Below are 22,926 nucleotides of genomic sequence, written 5' to 3'. Positions count from 1 at the left end.
TTGAAAAATGTTCGCAAGCTACAGACCGATCCTCTCGCTGCTGCGCGGCACCGCGTTCCTGTTGGCGGCATCCGGACTGCACGGTCTGCTGTTGCCGCTGCGCGGCCAGGTGGAGGGCTTCTCGACGGCATCGCTCGGCCTGATGGGCACGGCTTGGGCCGGCGGCTTCGTCACCGGCTGCTTCTTTGCGCCACGCATCGTGCGCCGCGCCGGTCATGTCAGGGCTTTCGGCGCCTTTGCCGCATCGGGAGCGATCGTCGCACTGCTCACCGGCCTGATCATCGACGAATATACCTGGATCCTGCTGCGCGCCTTCACCGGCTTCACCATGGCCGGCGCCTTCATGGTCATCGAAAGCTGGCTCAACGAGAAGGCCACCAACGAAAACCGCGGCACCGTCTTCGGCCTCTACATGATGGTCACCTATGCCTCGATCATGGGCGGTCAGATGATCGTTGCCGGCGGCGATGTGAGATCGGCGTCGCTGTTCATGATCACCGGCATTCTGTTCTGCCTGTCGCTGATCCCGACGGCGGTCTCGACGGCGTCTCACCCCAAGCCGCTGCAGGACGTGTCGCTTGACGTCAAGGGGCTCTACGTCAATTCGCCGGTGTCGGCGATCGCTTGCGTGCTGATCGGCATCGCCAACGGCGCCTGGGGTACACTTGGTGCCGTCTATGGAGCGCGCATCGGCATCTCGACAGCCGAGATCGCGCTGATGATGAGCCTCGTGGTCATCGCTGGTGCCGCCATGCAGCTTCCGGCCGGGCGGCTCTCCGACACGACGGACCGTCGTTTCGTGCTGGCGGGCGCGGCCTTCGGTGCTGCGCTGTTTGCCATCGCCATCTTCCTGTTCGAACCGCGCTCCGGCGTCTTCGTCATCGTCTGCACCGCCGCCTACGGCGCCTTCGCCTACACGCTCTATTCGATCGCGGTGGCGCATGCCAATGACCATGCGCGATCGGAGGACTTCGTCAAAGTGTCGGGCGGCCTGCTGCTGCTTTATGGCTTCGGCACGATGATCGGTCCGCTGGTGGCCGCCGGCCTGATGGGCTGGATGCGCCCTGAGGGGCTGTTCCTGGCCACTGCGCTCGCGCATCTCAGCCTGGCTGGCTATACGCTGCTGCGCATCAGCCGTCGCGCGCCGGTGCCGATCGAAGGCCGCGATGCCTTCAAGACCCAGCCCGCCGATCGCTCGGTGACGCCGGAAGCGTTGCGGCTCGACCCGCGCAGAAAAGCTGAAGCCGACAGTTGAGATTCGAGGCGCTTTGCCCCACAAATAAGGCATGATGCTTTCCGACGCCTTCATGGCGATTGCCGATCCCAACCGGCGCCATCTCTTGGAAGAGCTCCGGCGCGGACCGAAGACCGTCAACGAATTGGCATCCGGCTTGCCGGTGTCCCGCCCGGCCGTTTCGCAGCACCTGAAGGTGCTGCTTGATGCGGGGTTGGTCAACGCCAAGCCGGAAGGCACCAGGCGCGTCTATACGGTCAGCAATGCCGGCTTCCTGAAGCTCAACATCTGGCTTGACCAGTTCTGGGATGCGGAGCAGCTCGGTTCACCCGGAAGCTGAGGGGCATCGTCAGCGCGTCGAGCAACTATGCAGCATCGGGCCTAGAGCAATTCCAGGAAAAGTGTGAAACGGTTTTCCGTACGGAATTGCGCAAAAACAAAGAGATAGAGCGGTTCGGCGTTTCCGTGAAACGATGAACCACTCTAGCCATTGTTGTAGGGGAAGAGCTTGAAATACGGCTGCGCTTCCTCGATCACACGGGCAACCGAGGGGCGTTGCAGCAACCGGTCGTGATAGCGCCTGACCGCAGGATATTCGTCTCCGAACGGCTCGACCTTGTTGGCGTAGAACAGCGCGGGGGCGGCAGCGCAGTCGGCCATGGTGAAGCTCGCACCCACCGCCCATGTCCTCGACTGCATGTCCTGTTCAATGATGGCGTAGGAGCTGCGCAGCTGGGCGCGGGCCTGCTCGACGCCGAACGGATCGGTCTTGCCCTCCGGCCGCAGCCGGTCGCCAACGATCTTCTGCATCGGTTCCTGGACGTAGAAGTCATAGAAGCGGTCGGCAAGCCGGGTCTGACGGGCGAGATTGAGATCGCCGGGGATCAGCTCGACCGGTCCGGGATAATACGCGTTGAGATATTCGATGACGATCGTCGATTCCGGCACGGTCCGGTCCAGCGCCTCATCGCGCAGCACCGGCATCTTGCCGGCCGGCCACAATTTCAGGAACGCCGCGCGCGACTGTTCGTTGCCGAGATCGACGACGACCGATGTGAATGGCGTGCCGTTCTCATAGAGCGCGATCAGCGGTTTCCAGCAGAAGGAGGCCAGCGGATGAAGATGCATCGTCAGGGACATTTTTGCTCCTATCTTTGGTGCTTCGTCTCGCGGGCATCCGGTGTCAAGGTTCGGCCCGCTGCTACGTGGCCCGGCTGTGGGCGACGATCGCATCGATGATCGCGGCCCAATCGTCGGGATGCAGCTCGTGGCCGCCGCCCTCGATCCGGACCAGTCTTGCACCGGCGACCGCGTCGGCAAGAGCGGCGCCATGCTCGGCTGGAAAGATCGGATCGTCGGTGCCGTGGATAACGAGGAGCGGAATCTTCATCTCGTGCAGCCGCCCCGTCCAGTCCTCGCCGCTCCGATCTTCGCCGCCCTTGAGCATGAAGTGATTGGTCGCGCTGAGAAAGCCGCCGGACCGGTCGTAGTCCTGTTCCACGAACGCTCTCGTCCGCGCCTCATCGAACGGATGCGCGGTGCCGGCGAGCGCACGCGCGTTTTTGACCATGAAATCGACCGCTTGGCCACGGTCAGACCAGTCGACCTTGGCGCCTTCGGCCGAATGTTTCCTATAGGCCTCGGTGGTTCCGGGCAAATGCGACGTATCGATGCCCAGGGGCGAGCTGCTGATCACCGTCAGCGAATTGACACGCGGCGGGTATTTCAACGCAACGAGCTGCGCGATCATACCGCCCATCGACATGCCGACCACGTGCGCCTTTCGGATTCCCTGGTCGTCAAGGACGCGGACGGCATCGTCCACCATGTCGTCGAATGTATAAGGCGGCTCGCCCGGCGCGTATTTGGTCGAACGGCCGGTATCGCGATTGTCATAGCGGATCACGAAGCGACCCTCGCCGGCCAGCTTCCGGCAAAACGCTTCGGGCCACCAAAGCATGGAAGCCATCGCGCCCATGATCAACAACACCGCCGGATGGGCCGGATCGCCGAACGTCTGGGATACGATTTCGGGGTGTTCGGCGTTTCTCATGACTTTCCTCCTTGGGCTGCAAATCCGATTGCAAGTTGCAATCAGTTGCACGATATTAAAACCGATACGATAGTGCAACCGGTTTTTGGAGATTCGCATGAACATCGATCGTCGGTCCGGATGCCCCATCAACCTGTCGCTCGAAGTGTTCGGTGACCGGTGGAGCCTGATCATCCTTCGCGACATCATCTTCGGCGGCAGACGCCACTTTCGCGAACTGCTCAACGGCTCGATGGAGGGCATCGCCTCCAACATCCTCGCCGACCGGCTGAAGCGGCTGATGGAGCTCGGCATGCTGACCAAGGCGGACGATCCCTCCCACAAGCAAAAGGCGATCTACAGCCTGACCGAAATGGCGATTACGCTGGTGCCGATCCTGGCGCATCTCGGCGCCTGGGGCCGCGTCTGGCTGCCGGTCAGCGAAGAGCTCTCTATCCGTGCCGAGCTTCTGGAAAAAGGCGGCCCGCCGATGTGGGATAAGTTCATGAACGAGTTGCGCCACGAGCATCTGGGTGCGTCTCCCGCCCCATCTGGACCCACCGTCCGCGCGACTTTGCAGGCCGGATACGATGCGGTAGTCGCCCGCAAGGCGGAGCGAGTCGGCTGCGATCCGGCGCCATGACCAACTTATTTTCCCAATTGCGGGCTGGCTCTGCTATCAAGGGACTGAAGATAATTTACGGATTGGATAACGCTCTTGGTCGAGAACTCTAAGGACACTGCCCGTGCGCGGGCCGATTTGCGTTTCAAGAAACAGGAAGAGGCAGCCACGGTTCGCCAGAAGGCGATGGCGGAATATGTCGCCGAGAGCGACGCTCGCCAAGCCAAGACCAACAAGCTGCGGGCGCTGCGCCTCGCCAAGGAAGCGGAAGACCTGGCCAATGCGCCTCCGGCCCCGGTGAAGAAGCCTCGCGCCAAGAAGAAATAGGCCGGCGCTCCCAGAATGCATGCTTCCTTTCGCACGCGAAACAGTTCACTCGGAGTCTGTTCTGCCGGTTGATAACTGGCGCGTTTAGGAGACGGCCATGACCGCACTGACGCTCGACAAAGCCCTTGAAATCATCGCCGCCGCCTTTGCCAAGGGTGCCGAGCTCAAGCTCAGGCCGCTTGGCGTCTCGGTGCTCGACGCCGGCGCCCATCTGGTCGCGTTCCAGCGTCAGGACGGCGCCTCTTTCCTGCGTCCGCAAATGTCGGCCGGCAAGGCCTATGGCGCGCTCGCTATCGGCATGGGCTCGCGCCGGGTGGAAGCTTTCGCCAAGGAGCGCCCGCATCTGATCGCCGGCGTCTCCGACGTGTCGGGCGGGCGCGTCCTGCCGGTCGTCGGCGGCGTGCTGATCCGCGACAACGCCGGCACGATCATCGGCGCCATCGGTATTTCCGGCGACACGTCCGACAATGATGAAACGGCAGCCATCGCCGGCGTCGAGGCGGCTGGCTTCACCGCTGACCCGGGCTGAGTCGGGATCCTTAACTCATATTGATGTCGCGGGTGGCCGACCGCATCGACACCGAAAAGCCGGCCAGCACGTCGATCAGCGCTATGACCATCAGTGTGAAGAAAACGGAATGGGCGGCGCCCTTCACCAGCAGGAACTCGACCAGATAGGCCACAAAGACGAAGGTCGACAAAAGATGGTCCATGATCGAGGCATTTGTCGTGCGCGTCGACTTCACCACTTCGACGAACAAGAAGATCAGTGCGATCAGCACGATGAGGTCGCCGAGGGTCATCGAGAACACGCCACCCGACATCATCCGGACCGAAAACATTTCGGTGGCCCACGGATCGTCGCCGCTGCCGAATATTCCCAGAAGCCCAAGATTGTAGAGGATGAAAGGCACGATCAGCAGCGGGATGGCACCGAACATGTGGCGGCTCCGGTTGGACTGATCTTTGTAGAGTGCGCCCGGCGTTCGCCGTCAAGAATTTTCGTGCGGCCGATAAACACGGACAAAGACGGCGTGAAACAACAATGTCAGGCCCGGCTGATAGATCAGTTGTCGCAAACGCAAAAAGACCGGCCAATGGCCGGTCGTTTCGCAACCCAATAAACCGTCGAAAGCTCTATCAGCTTTCCTTCGGCTCCAGAACCTGGCGACCGCGATACATGCCGGTCTTCAGGTCGATATGGTGCGGACGGCGCATCTCGCCGGAGTTCTTGTCCTCGACATAGGTCGGGGCCTTCAGTGCGTCGGCAGAACGGCGCATGCCGCGCTTCGACGGAGAGGTTTTTCGTTTCGGAACGGCCATGGATATGCTCCACTACATGGTCAAAACGCCCCGGCGGCCCTCGTGAAAGGGCCACATCAGGGGCCGGAATCTGAGAAAGTCGGGTGCCTATACACGCCCGACAGCGTTTTGGCCAGCGTCGCCGTGTTTTTTTTTGACACTATCGCAGGCAACCGACATAGGCGCCGGCGCGGCCGGCGCGCCGTTCGATCAACGCGGCAAGCCGTCTCAGTCCCGGCCCGGGCTTCGCCGGATTGCGCACGATCGGATTCGGCAAGGTGACGGCAAGCAGCGCTGCCTGCCGCCGCGACAGCTGTTTTGCCGAGACGCCGAAATGATGCTGGGCGGCGGCCTCGATGCCGTAGATGCCCGGTCCCCATTCGGCGATGTTGAGGTAGATCTCCATGATCCGCCGTTTCGACAGCACCGCATCGAAATAGACGGCCAGCGGCAGTTCCACGACCTTACGGACCGAGCCCAACGGCCGCGACCATAGATAAAGATTCTTTACCGTCTGCATGGTGATGGTCGAGGCGCCACGTGTCATCTCGCCGGCGAGCGCATCGTCGACGACGCCGCGCAACTCGCCCAGATCGACGCCGCGATGGAAACAGAATTGCCCGTCCTCCGACATGATGACCGAATATGCCAGCACCGGCGCGACATCGTCGATGGAAACCCAGCGCCGATCGTAGCCAGAAAACGTCGCCAGGTCCTTCAGCATCAATGTCGACACCGGATGCACGAATGTCGGCAGGTACAGGAAGGTCAGCACCACCGGCACCAGCGCCAGCACGACCGCGACGGCGATGCCGCGCCGGACCCAGCGTTGAAGACCGATGCGGCTGCCGCGTCTCGGTCTCGCCATGTCCAACCCTTCGGTTTCGTGATCGACGATCGGTTCCGCCAAGCCACCCAGTCCGCGCTACTCCCTGCCCCCGGCATAATGGCGCTTGGCTTCTTGCGCAACGTCTGAGTGTCGGCTACCGCTCCCGACCATGACGAAAGACGACCAAATGGCGTTCGAAGCTGCACTTATTGCCCGGGCAGTTCCGCTCGAGGCGCTGCTGAGGCGGTTGCTCGACGGACGGACGCTTTCGGGCGAGGTCGCGCGGCCCGAACGCCTGATGGCGGCAATGCGACATGGCGTGCTGAACGGCGGCAAACGACTGCGTCCCTTCCTGGTCATGGAAAGTGCTGCACTGTTTTCAGCCGACGGCGAGGCGGCGCTGCGCGTCGCGGCGGCGCTCGAATGCGTGCACTGCTATTCGCTCATCCATGACGATCTGCCGGCCATGGACGACGACGATTTGCGCCGCGGCCAGCCGACCGTGCACAGGGCTTTCGATGAGGCGACCGCCATTCTTGCGGGCGACGCCTTGCTGACACTTGCCTTCGACATCCTTGCCGACGAGGCGACAATGCTGCCGGCCGAGCGCAGGGCAACGCTGGTGCTGGCACTGGCCCGCGCCGCCGGGGCGGGAAGCATGGTCGGCGGCCAGATGCTCGATCTCGAAGCCGAACAAAGCCGGCCGGACGAGGCCGGCATCATCCGGCTTCAGGCGATGAAAACCGGTGCGCTGATCCGCTTTGCCTGCGAAGCGGGCGCTATCCTTGCCGGCGCGCCGTCGGGCGACCGCGAAAGGCTGGCCGAGTTCGGCTCGGCGATCGGGCTTGCCTTTCAGCTTGCCGACGATCTGCTCGACCTGACCGCCGACGCGCATCAGATGGGCAAGGCGACCGGCAAGGATGCCGCGGCCGGCAAGGCGACGCTGGTCGCGCTGCACGGACCGGACTGGGCGCGGGGCCAGCTCCATGGCCTCGTTGACCAGGCTCATGCGTTGCTCGAACCTTTTGGCGAGCAAGCTGCGCTTCTGAAACAAGCCGCGCAGTTCGTAGCGGCCCGCAACAATTAAGCGCGCCCCTATGGCGCGCCGGAGAATTGGCGACTGATCGGCCGGACGCCCTCGCAACCGGCCGATCGGGATCATTTCCGGCGATGTCGGACCACATGGACCCGCCACACCAGTTGCCGAGCCATTCTTCAGCCTCGCGGCAGGGTTCCGCGGCTCGGGTGGACAGCGGTCAGCCTTCGCCAGTTGTCTTTTCCACTACGGGCTGCGGAACCGGTCCCATCTCGGCCGCCGCCTCGACCGCCTGCGCCTCGGCCGGCTTGCGCCGGTTGCGGATGAAGGCGGCGATGCGGTCGCGGATTTCGCCGGCGCTGAGGAACACCGGAACGCGCGCCACCGGCGCGGTCGGCTCAAAGGACAGGCCAAGGCCGGTGATCCTGCCCTTGTCGTCGACGTCGCGGACGATCAGCTCGATCGGACCGAGTAGCACGCGGTCGGCGTATTCGGCGTGGCCGCCGAGCCGCGTAGTGACCAGGTCGCCAATGCTGAGCTTGCGTTCCGCTTCGGTCAGGCCCGGCGCGTAGGCGGTCTCCAGTTCCTCGGCGGGGCGTGACGGATCGACGGCGAAGGCCCCGAAGAAATCCGCGTCCTCGGGATCGACCACGGCACGGCTGGCGAACAGCTTGTCGAGCAGGCGCGGATAGCGGTCCGGCACGAAGATGTAGACATGGTCGCCGGCCGCGAGCCGGCCCATATCCTGGAAGCGCATCGAGCGTCCGTCGCGCAGCACCAGCGACGGCCGCGCCCAGCGCGGAATGCGTTCGCCGCGCGCCACCGGGCTGCCAGGTGCCACGCGGTAGGCGAGAAGCTCATGATGGGCGGAGCCCGGCAGTTCCAATTCGACCTTGTCGAGCGGTCCCAGGCGGGCCGGCACGATAAGGCCGAGACGGCGCGCCAGCGGCCCGACGGTCCATCCCTGGATGATCAGCGAGACCAGCACGATGATGAAGGCAGTGTTGAAGATGAGGCGGCCGTTCTCAAGACCGCCGAGCAGCGGCGTGATGGCAAGCAGGATCGACACGGCACCACGCAGGCCAACCCACGAGACGAAGGCGACTTCCGGGCGTGGCAGACGGAACGGCACCAGGCAGAGCCAGACGGCGATTGGCCGTGCCACAAATACCAGGAACAGGCCGAGCAGCACTGCCGGCACCAGGATCGCCGGAAATTGCGAAGGCGTCGCGAACAGGCCGAGGATCAGGAACATGATGATCTGCGCCAGCCACGACATGCCGTCCTGGAAGCGCTTGAGGATGGTGACGGCCCGGATATCGGAATTGCCGGCAATCAGGCCTGCGAGATAGACCGCCAGGAAGCCGGAGCCGCCGACGGCACCGGCGGCAGCGAACACCATAAGCGACAGCGTCAGCACGAAGATCGGCAGCAGGCCGTGATCGAGATTGAGGCGATCGACAAGGCGCACGATGGCCATGCCGCCGAGAATGCCGATGACCGCGCCGAGCCCCATATTGACAAGGAAGCCGACGGCAAGATCGGTGACCAGCACCTTGGCCTCGGGGTGGGTATTGGCGGCGATGACCTCGACCAGCGTGATGGTCAGGAAGATGGCGATCGGGTCATTTGTGCCGGATTCCACCTCGAGCGTGGACCGCACGCGCTCGCGCAAATTGATCTCGCCGGCGCGCAGCAGGAAGAACACCGCCGCGGCGTCGGTCGAGGCGACGGCGGCACCGAGCAGGAAGGATTCCAGCCAGGTCAGGTCGAGCAGATAATAGGCGGCGGCGCCGAAGAGCCCGGTGGTCAAAAGGACGCCGAATGTGGCCAGCGACAGCGCCGGCCCGGCCGCCTGCCGCAAGGCGTTGAGCGGCGTGCCGAAGCCGGAATCGAAAAGGATGACCGCCAGCGCCAACGAGCCGGCAAAATAAGCAACTCGGGCATTGTCGAAATGGATGCCGAGACCGTCGGTTCCGGTGGCGAGGCCGATGCAGAGAAACAGCAGCAGGAGAGGGGCGCCGAAACGGAAGGCGATCAGGCTTGAAAACGCGGCGGCAACGACAAGTGCTGCGCCAACGAGCGTCACAAGATAGATACCATGCTCCATTCGTTGGTCGCCCCTAGTCGATATGCTCCGGCATCACGGGAGAGTGGGGCGAAGACATGGCCGCTGCAAGGCAGCAGCGTGGCTTTTTGCCCCACGCTGCCGATCGTCGAAAGTTTTGGCACCCCCGAGCAGCGGAGCGTGCCTCGGCGGTTCGTGCTGCAATGAAAAACGCCCGGACTGAGCCGGGCGTCTCCAGGTCGAGAAGCTGGCTCTGCGATCAGGCGATGGTCTTGCCGAAGGCGACGGCGGTATCGCCCATGCGGTTGGAAAAGCCCCACTCATTGTCGTACCACGACAGCACCGAAACGAAGTTGCCGTCCATGACCTTGGTCTGGTCGAGCGCCACGATCGAGGAATGCGGATCATGGTTGAAGTCGATCGAAACATTGGGGTGACGGGTAACGGCGAGGATGCCCTTCAGCTTGCCGTTCGAGGCGGCGATCACCGCGTCATTGATCTCCTGGACGGTGGTCGGCCGCTTGGCGATGAACTTGAAATCGACGAGCGAGACGTTCGGGGTCGGCACCCGGATGGAGATGCCGTCGAGCTTGCCCTTGAGTTCGGGCAGTACCAGGCCGATGGCCTTGGCAGCACCGGTCGAGGTCGGAATCTGCGACAGCGCGGCGGCGCGGGCGCGGTAGAGGTCCTTGTGCATGGTGTCCAGCGTCGGCTGGTCGCCGGTGTAGGAATGGATCGTCGTCATCATGCCCTTCTCGATGCCGACCGCCTCATTCAGCACGGCCGCCAGCGGCGCCAGGCAGTTGGTGGTGCAGGAGGCGTTCGAGATGACGATGTGGTCCTTGGTCAGCTTGTCGTGATTGATGCCATAGACGACGGTGAGATCGGCGCCCTCTGCCGGAGCGGAGACGAGAACGCGCTTGGCACCGGCGGTCAGATGGGCGACGGCCTTGTCGCGGGCGGTGAAGATGCCGGTGCATTCGAGCGCGATGTCGATGCCAAGCTCCTTCCAGGGCAGTTGCGTCGGATCCTTGATCGCGGTGACCTTGAATTTTTCCTTGCCGACGATGATCTGGTCGCCGTCAACCGTCACCTCATGCGGAAAGCGGCCATGCACGCTGTCGAAGCGCAGCAGATGGGCGTTGGTCTCGACCGGGCCGAGATCGTTGACCGCGACGACGTCGATATCCTTGCGGCCGGATTCATGGATGGCGCGCAGGATGTTGCGGCCGATGCGGCCGAATCCGTTGATGGCAACTCTGACGGTCATTGTTCTCTCCCTGGGAGTTGGAGGCCGAAGATCAAGTCCGCAGCTTCATAACGGCGGACGGGCAAAGAATCCAGCCGCCGAGGCGTGGATTTAAATCGATTAGTGCTCCACCGCCCGGCAAAACCGCTATGCCAGCCTTTGCCGGGCGGGGCTCACTTTCATTTGCCATGCAGACGGGCTTCCGCCGCCTTCACCGTTGCCTCGGCTGTGATGCCGAAATGCGGGTAGAGCTGTTCGATGGTGCCGGAGGCGCCGAAGCCGGTCATGCCGACAAAGATGCCGTCGGTGCCGATGAAGTGATCCCAGCCCTGACGGATGCCGGCTTCGATGGCAATCTTGAGCGGCGCATTGCCAATCGTCCTGCTGCGATAGTCGGCGCTCTGCTTGTCGAACAATTCGAAGCACGGCACCGAGACGACGCGGGTCGCGTGGCCGTGCTTTTCCAAGGCCTCGCGGGCGGCCAGCGCGATCTCGACCTCGGAGCCCGAAGCGAAGATCGTCACCGCCGCCTCGCCACTGGCGGCGGCAAGTTCATAGGCGCCGCGGCTGGAGAGGTTTTCCGCAACGAAGTCGTTGCGTACCGTCGGCAGGTTCTGCCGGGTCAGCGCCAATGTCGAAGGCGTCTTTTCCGACTCAATGGCCAACTGCCAGCATTCCGCGGTTTCCACCGCGTCGGCGGGGCGGAAGACATTGTGGTTCGGAATGGCGCGAAGTGCTGCCAGATGCTCGACCGGCTGATGGGTCGGGCCGTCTTCGCCAAGGCCGATGGAATCATGGGTCATGACGAAGATCGAGCGGATGCCCATCAGCGAAGCAAGCCGCATCGCCGGACGGGCATAATCGGAAAAGCACATGAAAGTGCCGCCGTAGGCGATAATGCCGCCATGCAATGTCAGCCCGTTGAGCGCGGCTGCCATGCCGTGCTCGCGAACGCCGTAATGAACGTAGCGCTGGCCGTAATCGTCGGCGGTGATGTTCTTGGTCTGGCTAGTCTTGGTGTTGTTGGAGCCGGTCAAATCGGCCGAGCCGCCGATGGTTTCGGGCACGGCGCCGTTGATGACCTCCAGCGCCATTTCCGATGACTTACGGGTGGCGACCTTCGGCTTGTCGGCGACGAGCTTCTTCTTGTAATCGCCAATGACGGCGTCGAAGTTGGCCGGCAGCGTGCCACTGATGCGGCGTTCGAACTCTGCGCGCAATTTGGCATCAGCCTTGGCAAGCCGGCTTTCCCAGTCGGTGCGCGCCTTGACGCCGGTCCGCCCGGCGGTACGCCATGCGTCGAGGATATCGGCCGGAACCTCGAAGGGCGGATAATCCCAGCCGAAGAATTTTCTGGCGCCAGCGATTTCCTCGGCGCCGAGCGGCGAGCCATGCGCCTTGTTGGTGCCGGCCTTGGTCGGCGCGCCGAAGCCGATGGTCGTCTTGCAGGCGATCATCGTCGGCTTGTCGGAGTGGCGGGCCGCTTCGATGGCATAGGCGATCGCTTCCGGGTCCTGGCCGTCGATATGGCTGGCATTCCAGCCGGACGCCTGGAAGCGGGCGACCTGATCGGTGTTATCGGCGAGCGACACCGGGCCATCGATCGAGATGTTGTTGTTGTCCCAGAAGACGATCAGCTTGTTCAGCTTCAGATGCCCGGCAAGCGCGATGGCTTCCTGGGATACGCCTTCCATCAGGCAGCCGTCGCCGGCCAGCACATAGGTGTAGTGGTCGACGAGATCTTTGCCGAAAGCGGCATTCATGATGCGCTCGCCGAGCGCGAAGCCGACCGAATTGGCAAGGCCCTGGCCGAGTGGGCCTGTCGTCGTCTCGATGCCGGCGGCATGGCCGTATTCCGGGTGGCCCGCCGTCCTCGACCCCAATTGGCGGAACTGCTTGATCTGGTCGATGGTGATGTCTTCGTAGCCGGTCAGATAGAGCAGCGAGTAAAGCAGCATCGAGCCGTGGCCGGCCGACAGGATAAAGCGGTCGCGGTCCGGCCAATGCGGGTTTTTCGGATCGTATTTGAGAAAGCGGGTGAACAGCACCGTGGCGATGTCGGCGCAGCCCATGGGCAGTCCGGGGTGGCCGGAATTTGCCTTCTCGACGGCGTCCATGGCGAGAAAACGGATCGCATTGGCCATCCGGTCATGTTGTTCGCGCGAGGTCATGCTTCCTCCAAAATGGGGGTTTGGGCCTTGGGAAAGCCCTTGAAAAGGGTGCGCGACACATAGCAGGCGCGGCCTTTTAGTCAACAAATCGGTGTGCTTTTGCCGGTCTTGTGATGGCCATGCGCGACTTACATTAGCGTTAGCAGGGGACAGTCGCGACAGCTTTATTGACGTGCGGTTCACACGACGCGTAATGTTTCAGGGATAACGCGTTCTGAACGTGGATGATTCGGTGATGGGCAGGGCGCAGGACGAAAGCCATGACCGGGGAAACGACCCTCAAAGAAGTCATTGCCAGGCTGGGTAAGGCCATCGAAGGGCTGGAAAACGCCGTCGCGGCCAAGCTCGAGCACGAGCGGGACTATTCGGAAGCCGAGGCCGAAGTGCAGCGGATGAACGCCGACCGCTCGCGGCTGGCGCAGGAACTCGACAATTCCGAGGCCCGCGCCGAACGGCTGGAAGATGCCAACAAGGAAGTGTCGCGAAGGCTGGTGACAGCCATGGAAACCATCCGCGCGGTACTGGACAGGTAGGCTAATGGCACAAGTCACGGTTTCCATTGACGGCAAGCAGTATCGGATGGCCTGCGACGAGGGCCAGGAAGAGCATCTGATCGATCTTGCCGAGCGCTTCGACCGCTATGTTTCGCATCTGAAGGATTCTTTTGGCGAGATTGGCGACCAGCGGCTGACCGTGATGGCCGGCATCATGGTCATGGACGAGCTTTCGGAACTGCAAAAGCGGGTCAAGGGCATGGAAAGCGAAGTGCTGACGCTGCGCAAGACGCGCGACGACGCACTGACCAAGGCCGACAAGAACGATTCCGCGCTGACCGGGGCGCTCGGCGCGCTGGCCCAGCGCATGGAAGACCTGGCGACGACGCTGGCAGTGAACAAGGCCTGAGCCAGCGCAGCGAAAATTCCTGCGGCATTTGCCGAGAAGCAATGAAAATATTTCGCCGCCGGCCTTGATGCCGGCGCAACAGGCATTTGAAGGATGACGCCGGAGTGATAGAAAGGCAAAAGCAGCGCCGGTCAACGCCGGCTGCGATCTGCACTCACAGGGTAGGGACACGCCATGAGCCTTCGTATCAACGATATCGCACCGGACTTCACCGCTGAGACCACGCAAGGACCGATCAGCTTCCATGAATGGATCGGCGACGGCTGGGCAGTATTGTTCAGCCATCCGAAGAACTTTACGCCGGTTTGCACGACCGAACTCGGCACGATGGCCGGGCTCGAAGGCGAGTTCAGGAAGCGCAACGTCAAGATCATCGGCATCTCGGTCGATCCCGTCCAAAGCCATGAAAAGTGGCAGAACGACATCAAGACCGCGACCGGCCATTCGGTGAACTACCCGCTGATCGGCGACAAGGATCTCAAGGTCGCCAAGCTTTACGAGATGCTGCCGGCGGGTGCCGGCGAGAGCTCGGAAGGCCGCACGCCGGCGGACAATGCCACGGTGCGCTCGGTCTACGTCATCGGGCCCGACAAGAAGATCAAGCTGGTTCTCACCTACCCGATGACGACCGGCCGCAACTTCGACGAAATCCTGCGCGCCATCGATTCCATGCAGCTGACCGCCAAGCACCAGGTGGCGACGCCGGCGAACTGGAAGCAGGGCGAGGACGTCATCATCACCGCTGCCGTCTCGAATGAAGATGCCATCAAGCGTTTCGGCGCCTACGAGACAATCCTGCCATATCTCAGGAAAACCAAGCAGCCTTCCGCCTGAGCAGGCAGAGGCGGCACGGAGAATTTTCGGTTTTCTTGGCCGTATGAGCATGGGGTGCTTGACGGCGCCTGGTTGACGGACAACCATGCCTTTCATTTGCCGTGGCAGAGAAAGTCATTCCTGCCACGGTGAGGATCAAGGGGGCTGGGATTGGACGCATTATCGGCCAGGTCGCAGGTCACCGGCTTCTATGACAAGCCGAGCGGGTCCGTCCAGTATGTGGTCGCCGACATGGCGACCCGCAAATGCGCCATCATCGATCCGGTGCTCGACTTCGACGAAAGGTCCGGTACAACGGCAACGAAAAATGCCGACGCCCTGCTCGACTTCGTCAGGGAAAGCGGGCTGGAGGTCGAGTGGATCCTCGACACGCATCCGCATGCCGATCATTTCTCCGCCGCCCATTATCTGAGGGGGAGAACCGGAGCGCCGACGGCAATCGGCGAAAAGGTCATCGACGTCCAGAAATTGTGGAAGGTGATCTACAACTGGCCGGAATTCCCCGCCGACGGTTCGCAATGGGACAGGCTGTTCGCCGACGGCGCAACTTTTTCGGTCGGCCGCCTTCCGGCAAGAGTGCTGTTCTCGCCGGGCCACACACTGGCCTCGATCACTTACGTCATCGGCGACGCCGCCTTCATCCACGACACGCTGTTCATACCGGACAGCGGGACCGCCAGGACAGACTTTCCCGGCGGCAGTGCCGAGCGGCTCTGGCACTCGATCGAGGACATCCTGGCGCTGCCGGACGAGACACGTCTGTTCGTCGGTCACGACTACCAGCCGGGCGATCGCGAAGCGCGCTGGGAAAGCACGGTCGCGGAGCAGAAAGCCGGCAACATCCATGTTGCCGGCTGCAAGACGGAAGCCGACTTCGTCGCGCTCCGCCAAGCCCGCGACAGGACGTTGCCGATGCCGCGGCTGATCCTGCACGCGCTGCAGGTCAATATGAATGGCGGACGCCTGCCGGAACCGGAATCCAACGGGCGGCGCTATCTGAAATTTCCGCTCGATTGCCTGTGAGGAGATGGGTCGCTGGCATTACAGTGCCATTCAAACTCGGCGCCGCCCTCATCGTTCTGCGATGGTCATCCAAGTTATTGATCCTGATTCGATTTTTGCGATGTTTGAATCCGAGAGGTCCATGCGGGAAGACGGTGGTGGCAGCCGGATGAGGAGCAGCGCAGACGCCAGCCAGTCCAGCGTCAGGGTTTTGTTCGGCGGGCTAAATGTTCATACGTGATTTGCCAAGGATCGCTCTCGGAAGATCTTTCCTCGCCGATCCAATGGAAGCTGGTGGCAGTGATCTCAGTGAAACGCCATCGAGTTTGCAGACCGCGCGAGTCATTGCCGAGCTGGACAATGTCCTTACCCTCGGCCCGGCCGATCTGGCGCGAGCGATCCTGGTTGAGCGGGTCGTTCCATATGATATGCCAGCCATCGATCCCAGGGTCGAAGATGCGCAAGGTCGTACCATACATCGTCGACGGCGCAGGGCGCTTGGGCCTGATCCAAACGTCCTGAATCGCGCGGCCTTCGAGCACCCAGCCAAAATGGCATTCGCCATCCCATTTTTGGATTGCGCCGTCGTCGAGGTAGTGGACCGAGTCCATTTCCCAGCTTCCAATTAGCCATCCATACAGGGCCATGTCTTTCGCTCGGTCGGCTGGCGGACCTTCGGATCCGAGAGCGGCCAGGAACGGAGAAATGGTCATCGTCACACTGCCTTTCGTTTTCAATAGGCTCAACTGCCCCGCGCGGCCCCGGCGCCCGTTGTCGCCCCCGCCTGTCGCAAGCGCCGGGTTTTGAAATGCCCCGGTCGGCGCGGAACATTGCCGCTACAGCTTGCAGCGTTGCGGTTTTCAGGGCTTGGGGAAAATTGCGATAATACCGCTGTGGATGAGATCGTCTGCGGACGCCATGGCGAGACTACTGAGCAATTACGACGGCGGATCGGACATCCGCAAAAGGCGCCGCGGAACCGGCAACCCTCTAAAAAGAAACGGCGGCGCCAGTTACCTGACGCCGCCGTTATTTGTTCCCTTGGAAGGCCTTACGCCGCCGGCTGCGCCTCGATGGTGCGCAGCGCCTGCGTCTGGCGCTTGGCTGCGGCCTTGACCGCGTCCTGCACCTTCTCGAAGGCGCGCACCTCGATCTGGCGCACGCGCTCGCGGCTGATATCGAACTCGGCCGACAGCTCTTCAAGCGTCAACGGCTCATCGGCGAGGCGGCGCGCCTCGAAGATGCGGCGTTCGCGGTCGTTGAGCACGGCAAGAGCGCCCGACAGCATGCCGCGCCGGTTTTCCAGCTCGTCCTGCTCGATCAGCATCTCTTCCTGGCTTTCGTGGTCGTCGACCAGCCAGTCCTGCCATTCGCCGGACTCGCCTTCACTGGCCCGGATGGGCGCATTGAGCGAGGCGTCGCCCGACAGACGGCGGTTCATCGACACGACTTCCGCTTCCGAGACGTTCAGCCGGGTGGCAATCTCGGTGATCTGGTCGGGCTTCAAATCGCCTTCGTCGAGCGCCTGGATCTTGCCCTTCACCTTGCGCAGGTTGAAGAACAGGCGCTTCTGGTTGGCGGTGGTGCCCATCTTGACCAGGCTCCACGAGCGCAGGATGTATTCCTGGATAGAGGCCTTGATCCACCACATCGCATAGGTGGCGAGACGGAAACCGCGCTCCGGTTCGAATTTCTTGACGGCCTGCATCAGGCCGACATTGCCTTCCGAGATCACCTCACCGATCGGCAGGCCATAGCCGCGATAGCCCATGGCGATCTTGGCGACGAGCCGAAGGTGGCTGGTGACGAGCTTGTGCGCAGCCGTGGTGTCCTCATGCTCGGCATAGCGCTTGGCGAGCATGTACTCTTCCTGCGGCTGAAGCATCGGAAAGCGGCGGATTTCTTCCAGGTAGCGGCTGAGACCGCCTTCGCCGGAAACGATACTGGGTAATGACTGGGCCATGATAGCGCCCCCTCTCTATTGGAGTGATGCCCCCGAAACGCGGCGGGCATGTGGCGCGAATGCCAAAGGCACATTCGCGCCAACCGACATATATAGGAACAAAACCAGAAAGACAGGCATTTGTTCAACACGAAACAGTGTGTCACGTTGAAGTGAACAACGCCGGTCAGGTTTTCAGGTGGTTGGTTCAGAGCTTGCGGAAGCCGTCGACGAGTTCCTCCATGTCCCACGGTATCGGTGCTTCGAACCTCATCGTTAGATGGGTATCCGGATGCCGAAATGCAAGGAGGCGGGCGTGCAAAGCTTGTCGCGGAAACGCCTTTACCTTGCTTCTTAGCGGCTCGGGCAACCGATTGGCCTTGGTGCGGAAAGCCTGGCCGTATTCGGGGTCGCCAATCACCGGATGGCCGATATGGGCCATGTGGACGCGTATCTGGTGAGTGCGACCGGTTTCCAGCCGGCATTCGACCAGGCTCGCCGTGGCGAATTCCTGCTGCTGCTCGCCAAAGCGCTCAACGACGGTGAAATGCGTGACGGCGTGGCGGGCATCGTCGCGGCCTTGCGGCACCACGGCGCGGCGTACCCGGTCGGCGGCGCGGCCGAGCGGCGCGTCGACCGTCCCGGTCGGCCTTGCCGGTATGCCCCAGACCAACGCCAGATACGCCCGCTCGAGATCGCCGGTCAGGCCGTGGTCGGCAAAGGCCTCCGACAACGCCTTGTGGGCGCGATCGGTCTTGGCGACGACCATGACGCCGCTGGTCTCCTTGTCGAGGCGGTGGACGATGCCCGGCCGTCTCACGCCGCCGATGCCCGACAGGCTATCACCGCAATGATGGATCAGCGCGTTGACCAGCGTGCCGGTCCAGTTGCCGGCGCCGGGATGCACGACCAGCCCGGCCGGCTTGTTGATGACGATCAGCTCGCTGTCCTCGTAGAGGACGTCCAGCGCAATATCTTCGCCTTGCGGCTCCGCCGGTTCCGGCTCCGGCATGTCGACCGACACGCTGTCACCTTGTGCCATCTTGCGCTTCGTTTCGCTGGCTGGCCTGCCGCCGATCCTGACGGCGCCCTGCTTTATCAGCATCTGTACCCGGCTGCGCGACATGTCGGGGCCGAGCCTGGCCGCCAGCCATTGGTCGAGCCGCTGGCCGGCCGCATCAGCGCCCGCCTCCAGGACGATCGGTCCGGCCCCTATTAATTGTCTGACCTCTTCGTTATGAGCGCTCATCGAAAACAGTTCCGGAATCTGCTGCCATGGCCCGGCCGCTTGCCGACGAAGACGAGGAAAAGCCGCTCGACCCCGAGGTCGAAAAGGTGCGGAGGAAGCTCGTCCGCTTCGTCGCCATCAATCTCGGCCTGCTGTTCCTCGCCCTTATGGTGGTGATCGCAGCACTTGTCTACAAAGCGCGCAACGCGCCGCCTGCCGCCCCTCCGCTAAGCAGCGACATCCAGGTGCCGATCGGCGAAACGGTCAACGGCGACATCGTGCTGCCGGTCGGCGCCAGGGTGATCAGCCAATCGCTCTCCGGCAATCACCTGTCGATCGACGCCGAGCTGCCCGACGGCAGCCGCGCCATCTTCGTTTATGACATCACTGAGCGCCGCATCGTCGGGCGTTTTTCGATCAGGAACAAATGACCGGTTTTGCCGAACACCGCAGCATTGCCACGGTCGCGCTTGTCGTCGCAAATTATGACGAGGCGATCTCGTGGTATGTCGACCGGCTGGGTTTTGTCCTCACCGAAGATGTCGATCTCGGCGGCGGCAAACGCTGGGTCACGATCACGCCGCGCAAAGGGCAGGGCGCGCAGCTGCTTCTCGCCGAAGCATCCGGCGAAGCGCAAAGGCACGCCGTCGGCAACCAGACCGGCGGGCGGGTCTTTTTGTTCCTCGAAACCGACGATTTTGCCCGCGACCATGCGCTGATGCTCGAAAAAGGCGTCGAGTTCCGCGAAGCTCCACGCCACGAGGCTTATGGCACGGTCGCGGTTTTCGCCGACCTTTATGGAAATCTCTGGGACCTTATCGAGCCAAAACGCTAGGCTTGCAGCGGATATTTCACCGGCGCGATCGGCAGCCTTAAGCCTAGTTGCTTTTTGCCAGCCGTCAGCCTATATCGCCGGTTCTTGAACGCGCCCATCGTCTAGCGGTCAGGACACCGCCCTCTCACGGCGGGAACAGGGGTTCGATTCCCCTTGGGCGTACCAAGTCTCTCCAAACTCTCGGCAAACCATCAATCCGATCCATCGCCTTGGGTCGCGGCGGGTTTGGCTCATTGCCGCTTCCGGCGCAGCGGAGCCGATTGCATTAGCATTGCATCGTGGGTCTTGAGGCACAGCGTTAGCGGCGCGCAGAACGTCGCGCTGAGTCGATGCCACGCGGGGAGGAGCCAGATACAGAAACTACAATCGCAAGGCGTCCATCACGCTGGTCGGCACTGCCTGGAGCCGACCTGAGCTACAGCTGCCGGCGGCGGATCGTTTTGGCGAGCTCGGCGAAGGCGCCTCTCCCTCGAAGGGTGGATGCCGGGAAGGCCCTTAGCACCCGCCAGCGAAGCTGCGCGCGACGCGCATGGCTGGGCTCTAAACGCGCCATACTCCAGTTGCAGTATCGTAGTTTCTTTGCCGTTCGAACTTCTCTCAGTCATGGCTTCGCACGATACCAAGATGTGCTGCGAACAACACATCCACGGCGCGCTCAACCATTCGATCTATTCCGGCAAGCCGAAAAGTGTTTGCGCGCCTGCTATTCCTCCGAGCGGATGACTGCCCATGGCGATCATCGGCTCGGTAGTTTCTGCCTCGAACACTGTCGACGCGAGCACCGTCCGTCCCAACGGCTTGCACAGCCCTTCGATGCGGCTGACAAGATTTACAGCCTTGCCGATCGCGGTGAAGTCCAACCTGCCGGCAGTGCCGATATTCCCCCAGAGTATCTCGCCGACATGCAGGCCAATGCCATATCCGAGCTCAGGGCCGCCATTGCGGCGCCGAGTTTGGTTGAGATGATCTATCCCGGCGCGCGTGGCCTTCACGGCGCGTACCGCAGCGTCACATGCGGCATTTGCATCGCGCTCGCCAATCGGGAAAATCGCGAGGACGCCATCACCTATAAACTTGAGAACCTCACCACCAAATGCGTGCACCGCGCCGGCGACGCAATCGAACCAGGCATCAAGTACCAATACGATCTCGTCTGCATCATGAACCTCGGATAGATCGGTGAAACCTCGAAGGTCCGCGCACAGAAGCGCAGCCCGTATCGTCTCTCCCTTTACTCGACGAGAATGACCGTTGAGCACATGTGCTGCACTGCGCTTTCCCAAATATGCCTCGAGCAATGCGCGTTTCGCGGACCGTTCTGCGAGTGCGGTCATCGGAGCCGCAGCAAACCGGGAGATTTGCCGCAGCAGCTCTGACTGCGCCTCATCCGGAGTATGATCGAACGCCCACACCAAAGTCGGTGCGACACCGCCCGCTCGCTCGTCGAACACGATCGCCCGCGTCGTGCCAAGCCACTCCCGCAGCACGAGCCGGGGATCGGCATTCTGGCGGTCGGCGCCTATCCCCAAACCCTCGACCACTTCACCCCCAGGCGCTCGCCAGAGCCAGATGCGGCGTGAAATGATTGGGTCGGGAGCATCCTGCGCCAGCGCGCCGGCGATGATCGGCAAGCCGTCTTCCATCAAATGCGTTGAGAGCTGCAATAGAAGTCGCCCACCGTCGCCAATATGCGCGGCGTCGTCCAGAAGGAATGAAAGCGACTTTGCGAGAAGCATCGGTAGAAGGTCACTCGGCACCGGCTTATGCTTACGCCTCGAACATCTTCTTGCAACTCCCCACATTCGCTTAAATAGCACGGTATTCGATGCGGATGTGACCTGGAGTGAGCGATGGCGGAATCGGTTTACACAGAGATTGAGGTCGCCGCGCCACAAGCGACCGTGTTCGCGCTTTTGACGGATCCGGACCAGATCGTGCGATGGATCGGGACCGAAGCGAATTTGGATGCAACGCCGGGCGGTCTGTTCCTCGTCAATGTCGGTGGTCGCCATATGGCGCGCGGTGAGTTCACCGAGGTGATCCCGGTCCACCGTCTTGCCTACAGTTTTGGCTGGGAAGACAACGAGACCGTGCCGCCCGGCTCCAGTCATGTCGAGATCGACCTGATCGCGAGGGATGCGGGGACACTGATCCGCTTCACGCACAGCGGACTGCCGAACGCAAAGGAGCGTGACAGCCACCGAAGGGGATGGGAGCACTACCTCTCAAGGCTGAAGATCACTGCCGATGGGGGACATGTCGATCCCGACGTGCCGATGAAGAATATGTGATTTTCATCTAAGGGCCGCGGATGCCCGTAATCCGAACCAGGCGCGGCATGCGTCAACGAGGCCCCTTTGACCTGCCGTCGCCAAACCGGCCGCTCGGGAAACCCAGCGACCTGCGGGCCGCCGCACCATTACAGCTGCCGGCGACGGATCGTTTCAGCGAGCTCGGCGAAGGCGTCCGCGATCCCGGTGCCGCTCTTGGCGCCTGCGTGGAGTTCTTGAAACTCAGCGCTTCTGGCGCAACGCCTCGGATTGAATTAGCATCCGTTCATCAAAGCTCCGGCCGCACTCCTGCAGGATGCGGAATGCGGAGCGCAGGCGAGCGAGGCCGGGCGCGGTCACATGCCGGGCGCCGATCCAAGCGCGACCGGGCATCCGAACTTCCGTTCGGCGGCAAGACGGCGTGGCCGGGAGGAGTCAGATGCAAAAACTACAATCGCAAGGCGTCCATCACATCACGCTGGTCGGCGCCGGGCGTCAGACCTCGATCGATTTCTGGGAGGGCGTGCTTGGCATGCCTTTCATCTTCGAGCAGCCCAACCTCGACAAGCCAAGCGAAAGCCATCTCTATTTCGATCCGGGCGACGGCCGGCTGATCACCGTCTTCACCGACGAAAGCCGCACGCCGGTCAAGCGGCGCACGCCGACCGACACGGGCTGCGTCCATCATATCGCTTTCGCGGTGTCGCGCGTCACCTTTCTGCAGGCGGCTGCCCGGCTCGACGAGCGCGCCATCAAGCACAGCGGCGTCAAGGATCGCGGCTTCATGGACTCGATCTATTTCGAGGATCCGCTCGGCCTGCTGATCGAACTCGCCTCCTACCGTTTCGAACCGCCGGCGGGCTTCACTCATGCCGACGTGCTGATGCAGGCGCACAAGATCCGCGTCGCGCGCGGCGACTACAACATCGCCGAAGTGCACCTTGCCGATGCGATCCAGGCGCTTGTCGAGCGCTCGCGCACGACCTTGTCGGAGGATCGCGCACCGAAAAATCCATACTGACGACACGCCAAACAAAGGGAG

The 22,926-nt window shown here is 62.4% G+C and carries 26 protein-coding genes and 1 tRNA gene; 15 read left to right on the top strand and 12 right to left on the bottom strand.

Annotation, left to right across the window (positions count from 1 at the left end):
- Positions 1 to 7: 7 nt before the first annotated feature.
- Both NKJ73_RS29300 and NKJ73_RS29295 read left to right on the top strand, forming a co-directional pair.
- Complete coding sequence (locus tag NKJ73_RS29300; protein ID WP_023678496.1) at positions 8 to 1,255, top strand: MFS transporter; 1,248 nt, start codon at positions 8 to 10, stop codon at positions 1,253 to 1,255.
- A 31-nt stretch (positions 1,256 to 1,286) separates the two neighbouring features.
- A complete protein-coding gene (locus NKJ73_RS29295) occupies positions 1,287 to 1,574 on the top strand; it encodes an ArsR/SmtB family transcription factor (RefSeq protein ID WP_023678497.1) in 288 nt (95 codons plus the stop codon).
- A 143-nt stretch (positions 1,575 to 1,717) separates the two neighbouring features.
- On the opposite strand, the gene NKJ73_RS29290 is transcribed toward NKJ73_RS29295, so the two are convergent.
- Together NKJ73_RS29290 and NKJ73_RS29285 are read right to left on the bottom strand one after the other, a co-directional pair.
- Entirely contained in the window at positions 1,718 to 2,374 is a 657-nt protein-coding gene (locus NKJ73_RS29290) for a glutathione S-transferase family protein (protein WP_352571984.1), read from the bottom strand.
- A gap of 61 nt (positions 2,375 to 2,435) precedes the next feature.
- Entirely contained in the window at positions 2,436 to 3,287 is an 852-nt protein-coding gene (locus NKJ73_RS29285; RefSeq protein WP_352571983.1) for an alpha/beta fold hydrolase, read from the bottom strand.
- A gap of 97 nt (positions 3,288 to 3,384) precedes the next feature.
- On the opposite strand from NKJ73_RS29285, the gene NKJ73_RS29280 reads away from it, so the two are divergent.
- From NKJ73_RS29280 to NKJ73_RS29270, 3 genes are all read left to right on the top strand, one after another.
- Complete coding sequence (locus tag NKJ73_RS29280; RefSeq protein ID WP_352451127.1) at positions 3,385 to 3,909, top strand: winged helix-turn-helix transcriptional regulator; 525 nt, start codon at positions 3,385 to 3,387, stop codon at positions 3,907 to 3,909.
- 75 nt (positions 3,910 to 3,984) lie between these two features.
- Positions 3,985 to 4,215, top strand: coding sequence for a hypothetical protein (locus NKJ73_RS29275; RefSeq protein WP_023678501.1), 231 nt, complete (start codon positions 3,985 to 3,987; stop codon positions 4,213 to 4,215).
- Positions 4,216 to 4,312: 97 nt separating this feature from the next.
- Positions 4,313 to 4,744, top strand: coding sequence for a GlcG/HbpS family heme-binding protein (locus NKJ73_RS29270; protein ID WP_023678502.1), 432 nt, complete (start codon positions 4,313 to 4,315; stop codon positions 4,742 to 4,744).
- Between the two features lie 10 nt (positions 4,745 to 4,754).
- Here the strand turns inward: NKJ73_RS29270 and NKJ73_RS29265 are convergent, their stop codons facing one another.
- The 3 genes from NKJ73_RS29265 to NKJ73_RS29255 all read right to left on the bottom strand — a co-directional run bounded on the left by NKJ73_RS29265 (position 4,755) and on the right by NKJ73_RS29255 (position 6,436).
- Positions 4,755 to 5,156, bottom strand: a complete 402-nt coding sequence (locus NKJ73_RS29265) for a hypothetical protein (RefSeq protein ID WP_023678503.1) — start codon at positions 5,154 to 5,156, stop codon at positions 4,755 to 4,757.
- Between the two features lie 199 nt (positions 5,157 to 5,355).
- Positions 5,356 to 5,538, bottom strand: coding sequence for a 50S ribosomal protein L32 (rpmF, locus tag NKJ73_RS29260; protein ID WP_006203806.1), 183 nt, complete (start codon positions 5,536 to 5,538; stop codon positions 5,356 to 5,358).
- A gap of 139 nt (positions 5,539 to 5,677) precedes the next feature.
- On the bottom strand, positions 5,678 to 6,436 hold the full coding sequence (locus NKJ73_RS29255; protein WP_031212144.1) for a biosynthetic peptidoglycan transglycosylase: 759 nt from the start codon (positions 6,434 to 6,436) through the stop codon (positions 5,678 to 5,680).
- Positions 6,437 to 6,515: 79 nt separating this feature from the next.
- Here NKJ73_RS29255 and NKJ73_RS29250 point away from each other — a divergent pair, with 79 nt between their 5' ends.
- Entirely contained in the window at positions 6,516 to 7,433 is a 918-nt protein-coding gene (locus tag NKJ73_RS29250; protein ID WP_352457948.1) for a polyprenyl synthetase family protein, read from the top strand.
- Positions 7,434 to 7,602: 169 nt separating this feature from the next.
- Here the strand turns inward: NKJ73_RS29250 and NKJ73_RS29245 are convergent, their stop codons facing one another.
- The 3 genes from NKJ73_RS29245 to tkt all read right to left on the bottom strand — a co-directional run bounded on the left by NKJ73_RS29245 (position 7,603) and on the right by tkt (position 12,870).
- A complete protein-coding gene (locus NKJ73_RS29245; RefSeq protein WP_352571982.1) occupies positions 7,603 to 9,492 on the bottom strand; it encodes a potassium/proton antiporter in 1,890 nt (629 codons plus the stop codon).
- Between the two features lie 217 nt (positions 9,493 to 9,709).
- Positions 9,710 to 10,720: a type I glyceraldehyde-3-phosphate dehydrogenase gene (gene gap / locus NKJ73_RS29240; protein WP_023678507.1), complete on the bottom strand. Its 1,011-nt coding sequence runs from the start codon at positions 10,718 to 10,720 to the stop codon at positions 9,710 to 9,712.
- A 158-nt stretch (positions 10,721 to 10,878) separates the two neighbouring features.
- Positions 10,879 to 12,870 (bottom strand): transketolase, encoded by a 1,992-nt coding sequence (gene tkt, locus NKJ73_RS29235; protein ID WP_352571981.1) that lies wholly within the window; start codon positions 12,868 to 12,870, stop codon positions 10,879 to 10,881.
- Positions 12,871 to 13,130: 260 nt separating this feature from the next.
- Here tkt and NKJ73_RS29230 point away from each other — a divergent pair, with 260 nt between their 5' ends.
- From NKJ73_RS29230 to NKJ73_RS29215, 4 genes are all read left to right on the top strand, one after another.
- Complete coding sequence (locus tag NKJ73_RS29230; RefSeq protein WP_006200774.1) at positions 13,131 to 13,403, top strand: DUF4164 domain-containing protein; 273 nt, start codon at positions 13,131 to 13,133, stop codon at positions 13,401 to 13,403.
- A gap of 4 nt (positions 13,404 to 13,407) precedes the next feature.
- The gene (locus NKJ73_RS29225; protein ID WP_023678510.1) at positions 13,408 to 13,773 is read left to right on the top strand and encodes a cell division protein ZapA; all 366 of its coding nucleotides are present in this window, start codon (positions 13,408 to 13,410) and stop codon (positions 13,771 to 13,773) included.
- 174 nt (positions 13,774 to 13,947) lie between these two features.
- Positions 13,948 to 14,607 carry a peroxiredoxin gene (locus NKJ73_RS29220; RefSeq protein ID WP_023678511.1) on the top strand — a complete coding sequence of 220 codons (660 nt, stop codon included), beginning with the start codon at positions 13,948 to 13,950 and terminating at the stop codon, positions 14,605 to 14,607.
- A 150-nt stretch (positions 14,608 to 14,757) separates the two neighbouring features.
- Positions 14,758 to 15,630, top strand: a complete 873-nt coding sequence (locus NKJ73_RS29215) for an MBL fold metallo-hydrolase (protein WP_352571980.1) — start codon at positions 14,758 to 14,760, stop codon at positions 15,628 to 15,630.
- Between the two features lie 182 nt (positions 15,631 to 15,812).
- Here NKJ73_RS29215 and NKJ73_RS29210 read toward each other — a convergent pair whose 3' ends face one another.
- The 3 genes from NKJ73_RS29210 to NKJ73_RS29200 form a co-directional block, all read right to left on the bottom strand.
- A complete protein-coding gene (locus NKJ73_RS29210) occupies positions 15,813 to 16,322 on the bottom strand; it encodes a hypothetical protein (protein WP_352571979.1) in 510 nt (169 codons plus the stop codon).
- 338 nt (positions 16,323 to 16,660) lie between these two features.
- On the bottom strand, positions 16,661 to 17,572 hold the full coding sequence (gene rpoH / locus NKJ73_RS29205) for an RNA polymerase sigma factor RpoH (protein ID WP_023678514.1): 912 nt from the start codon (positions 17,570 to 17,572) through the stop codon (positions 16,661 to 16,663).
- Between the two features lie 187 nt (positions 17,573 to 17,759).
- Complete coding sequence (locus NKJ73_RS29200) at positions 17,760 to 18,800, bottom strand: RluA family pseudouridine synthase (RefSeq protein ID WP_352571978.1); 1,041 nt, start codon at positions 18,798 to 18,800, stop codon at positions 17,760 to 17,762.
- A 26-nt stretch (positions 18,801 to 18,826) separates the two neighbouring features.
- On the opposite strand from NKJ73_RS29200, the gene NKJ73_RS29195 reads away from it, so the two are divergent.
- The 3 genes from NKJ73_RS29195 (at position 18,827) to NKJ73_RS29185 (ending at position 19,779) form a co-directional block, all read left to right on the top strand.
- Positions 18,827 to 19,210, top strand: a complete 384-nt coding sequence (locus NKJ73_RS29195) for a hypothetical protein (protein ID WP_023678516.1) — start codon at positions 18,827 to 18,829, stop codon at positions 19,208 to 19,210.
- Positions 19,207 to 19,614: a VOC family protein gene (locus tag NKJ73_RS29190; RefSeq protein ID WP_352571977.1), complete on the top strand. Its 408-nt coding sequence runs from the start codon at positions 19,207 to 19,209 to the stop codon at positions 19,612 to 19,614. Before NKJ73_RS29195 ends, NKJ73_RS29190 begins: the two co-directional genes overlap by 4 nt.
- A gap of 90 nt (positions 19,615 to 19,704) precedes the next feature.
- Positions 19,705 to 19,779, top strand: a tRNA-Glu gene (locus tag NKJ73_RS29185).
- A 503-nt stretch (positions 19,780 to 20,282) separates the two neighbouring features.
- Here the strand turns inward: NKJ73_RS29185 and NKJ73_RS29180 are convergent.
- The gene (locus NKJ73_RS29180) at positions 20,283 to 21,350 is read right to left on the bottom strand and encodes an adenylate/guanylate cyclase domain-containing protein (protein WP_352571976.1); all 1,068 of its coding nucleotides are present in this window, start codon (positions 21,348 to 21,350) and stop codon (positions 20,283 to 20,285) included.
- Positions 21,351 to 21,464: 114 nt separating this feature from the next.
- On the opposite strand from NKJ73_RS29180, the gene NKJ73_RS29175 reads away from it, so the two are divergent.
- On the top strand, positions 21,465 to 21,905 hold the full coding sequence (locus NKJ73_RS29175; protein WP_008873905.1) for an SRPBCC family protein: 441 nt from the start codon (positions 21,465 to 21,467) through the stop codon (positions 21,903 to 21,905).
- A 418-nt stretch (positions 21,906 to 22,323) separates the two neighbouring features.
- Positions 22,324 to 22,905, top strand: a complete 582-nt coding sequence (locus tag NKJ73_RS29170; RefSeq protein WP_023678523.1) for a VOC family protein — start codon at positions 22,324 to 22,326, stop codon at positions 22,903 to 22,905.
- The last annotated feature ends 21 nt before the right edge of the window (positions 22,906 to 22,926 follow it).

It is taken from the genome of Mesorhizobium sp. M0074 (assembly GCF_040322975.1).
Classification (GTDB): domain Bacteria; phylum Pseudomonadota; class Alphaproteobacteria; order Rhizobiales; family Rhizobiaceae; genus Mesorhizobium.
The sequence above is the reverse complement of the archived record's forward strand: the minus strand, read 5'-3'. Positions and strand labels throughout refer to the sequence as shown.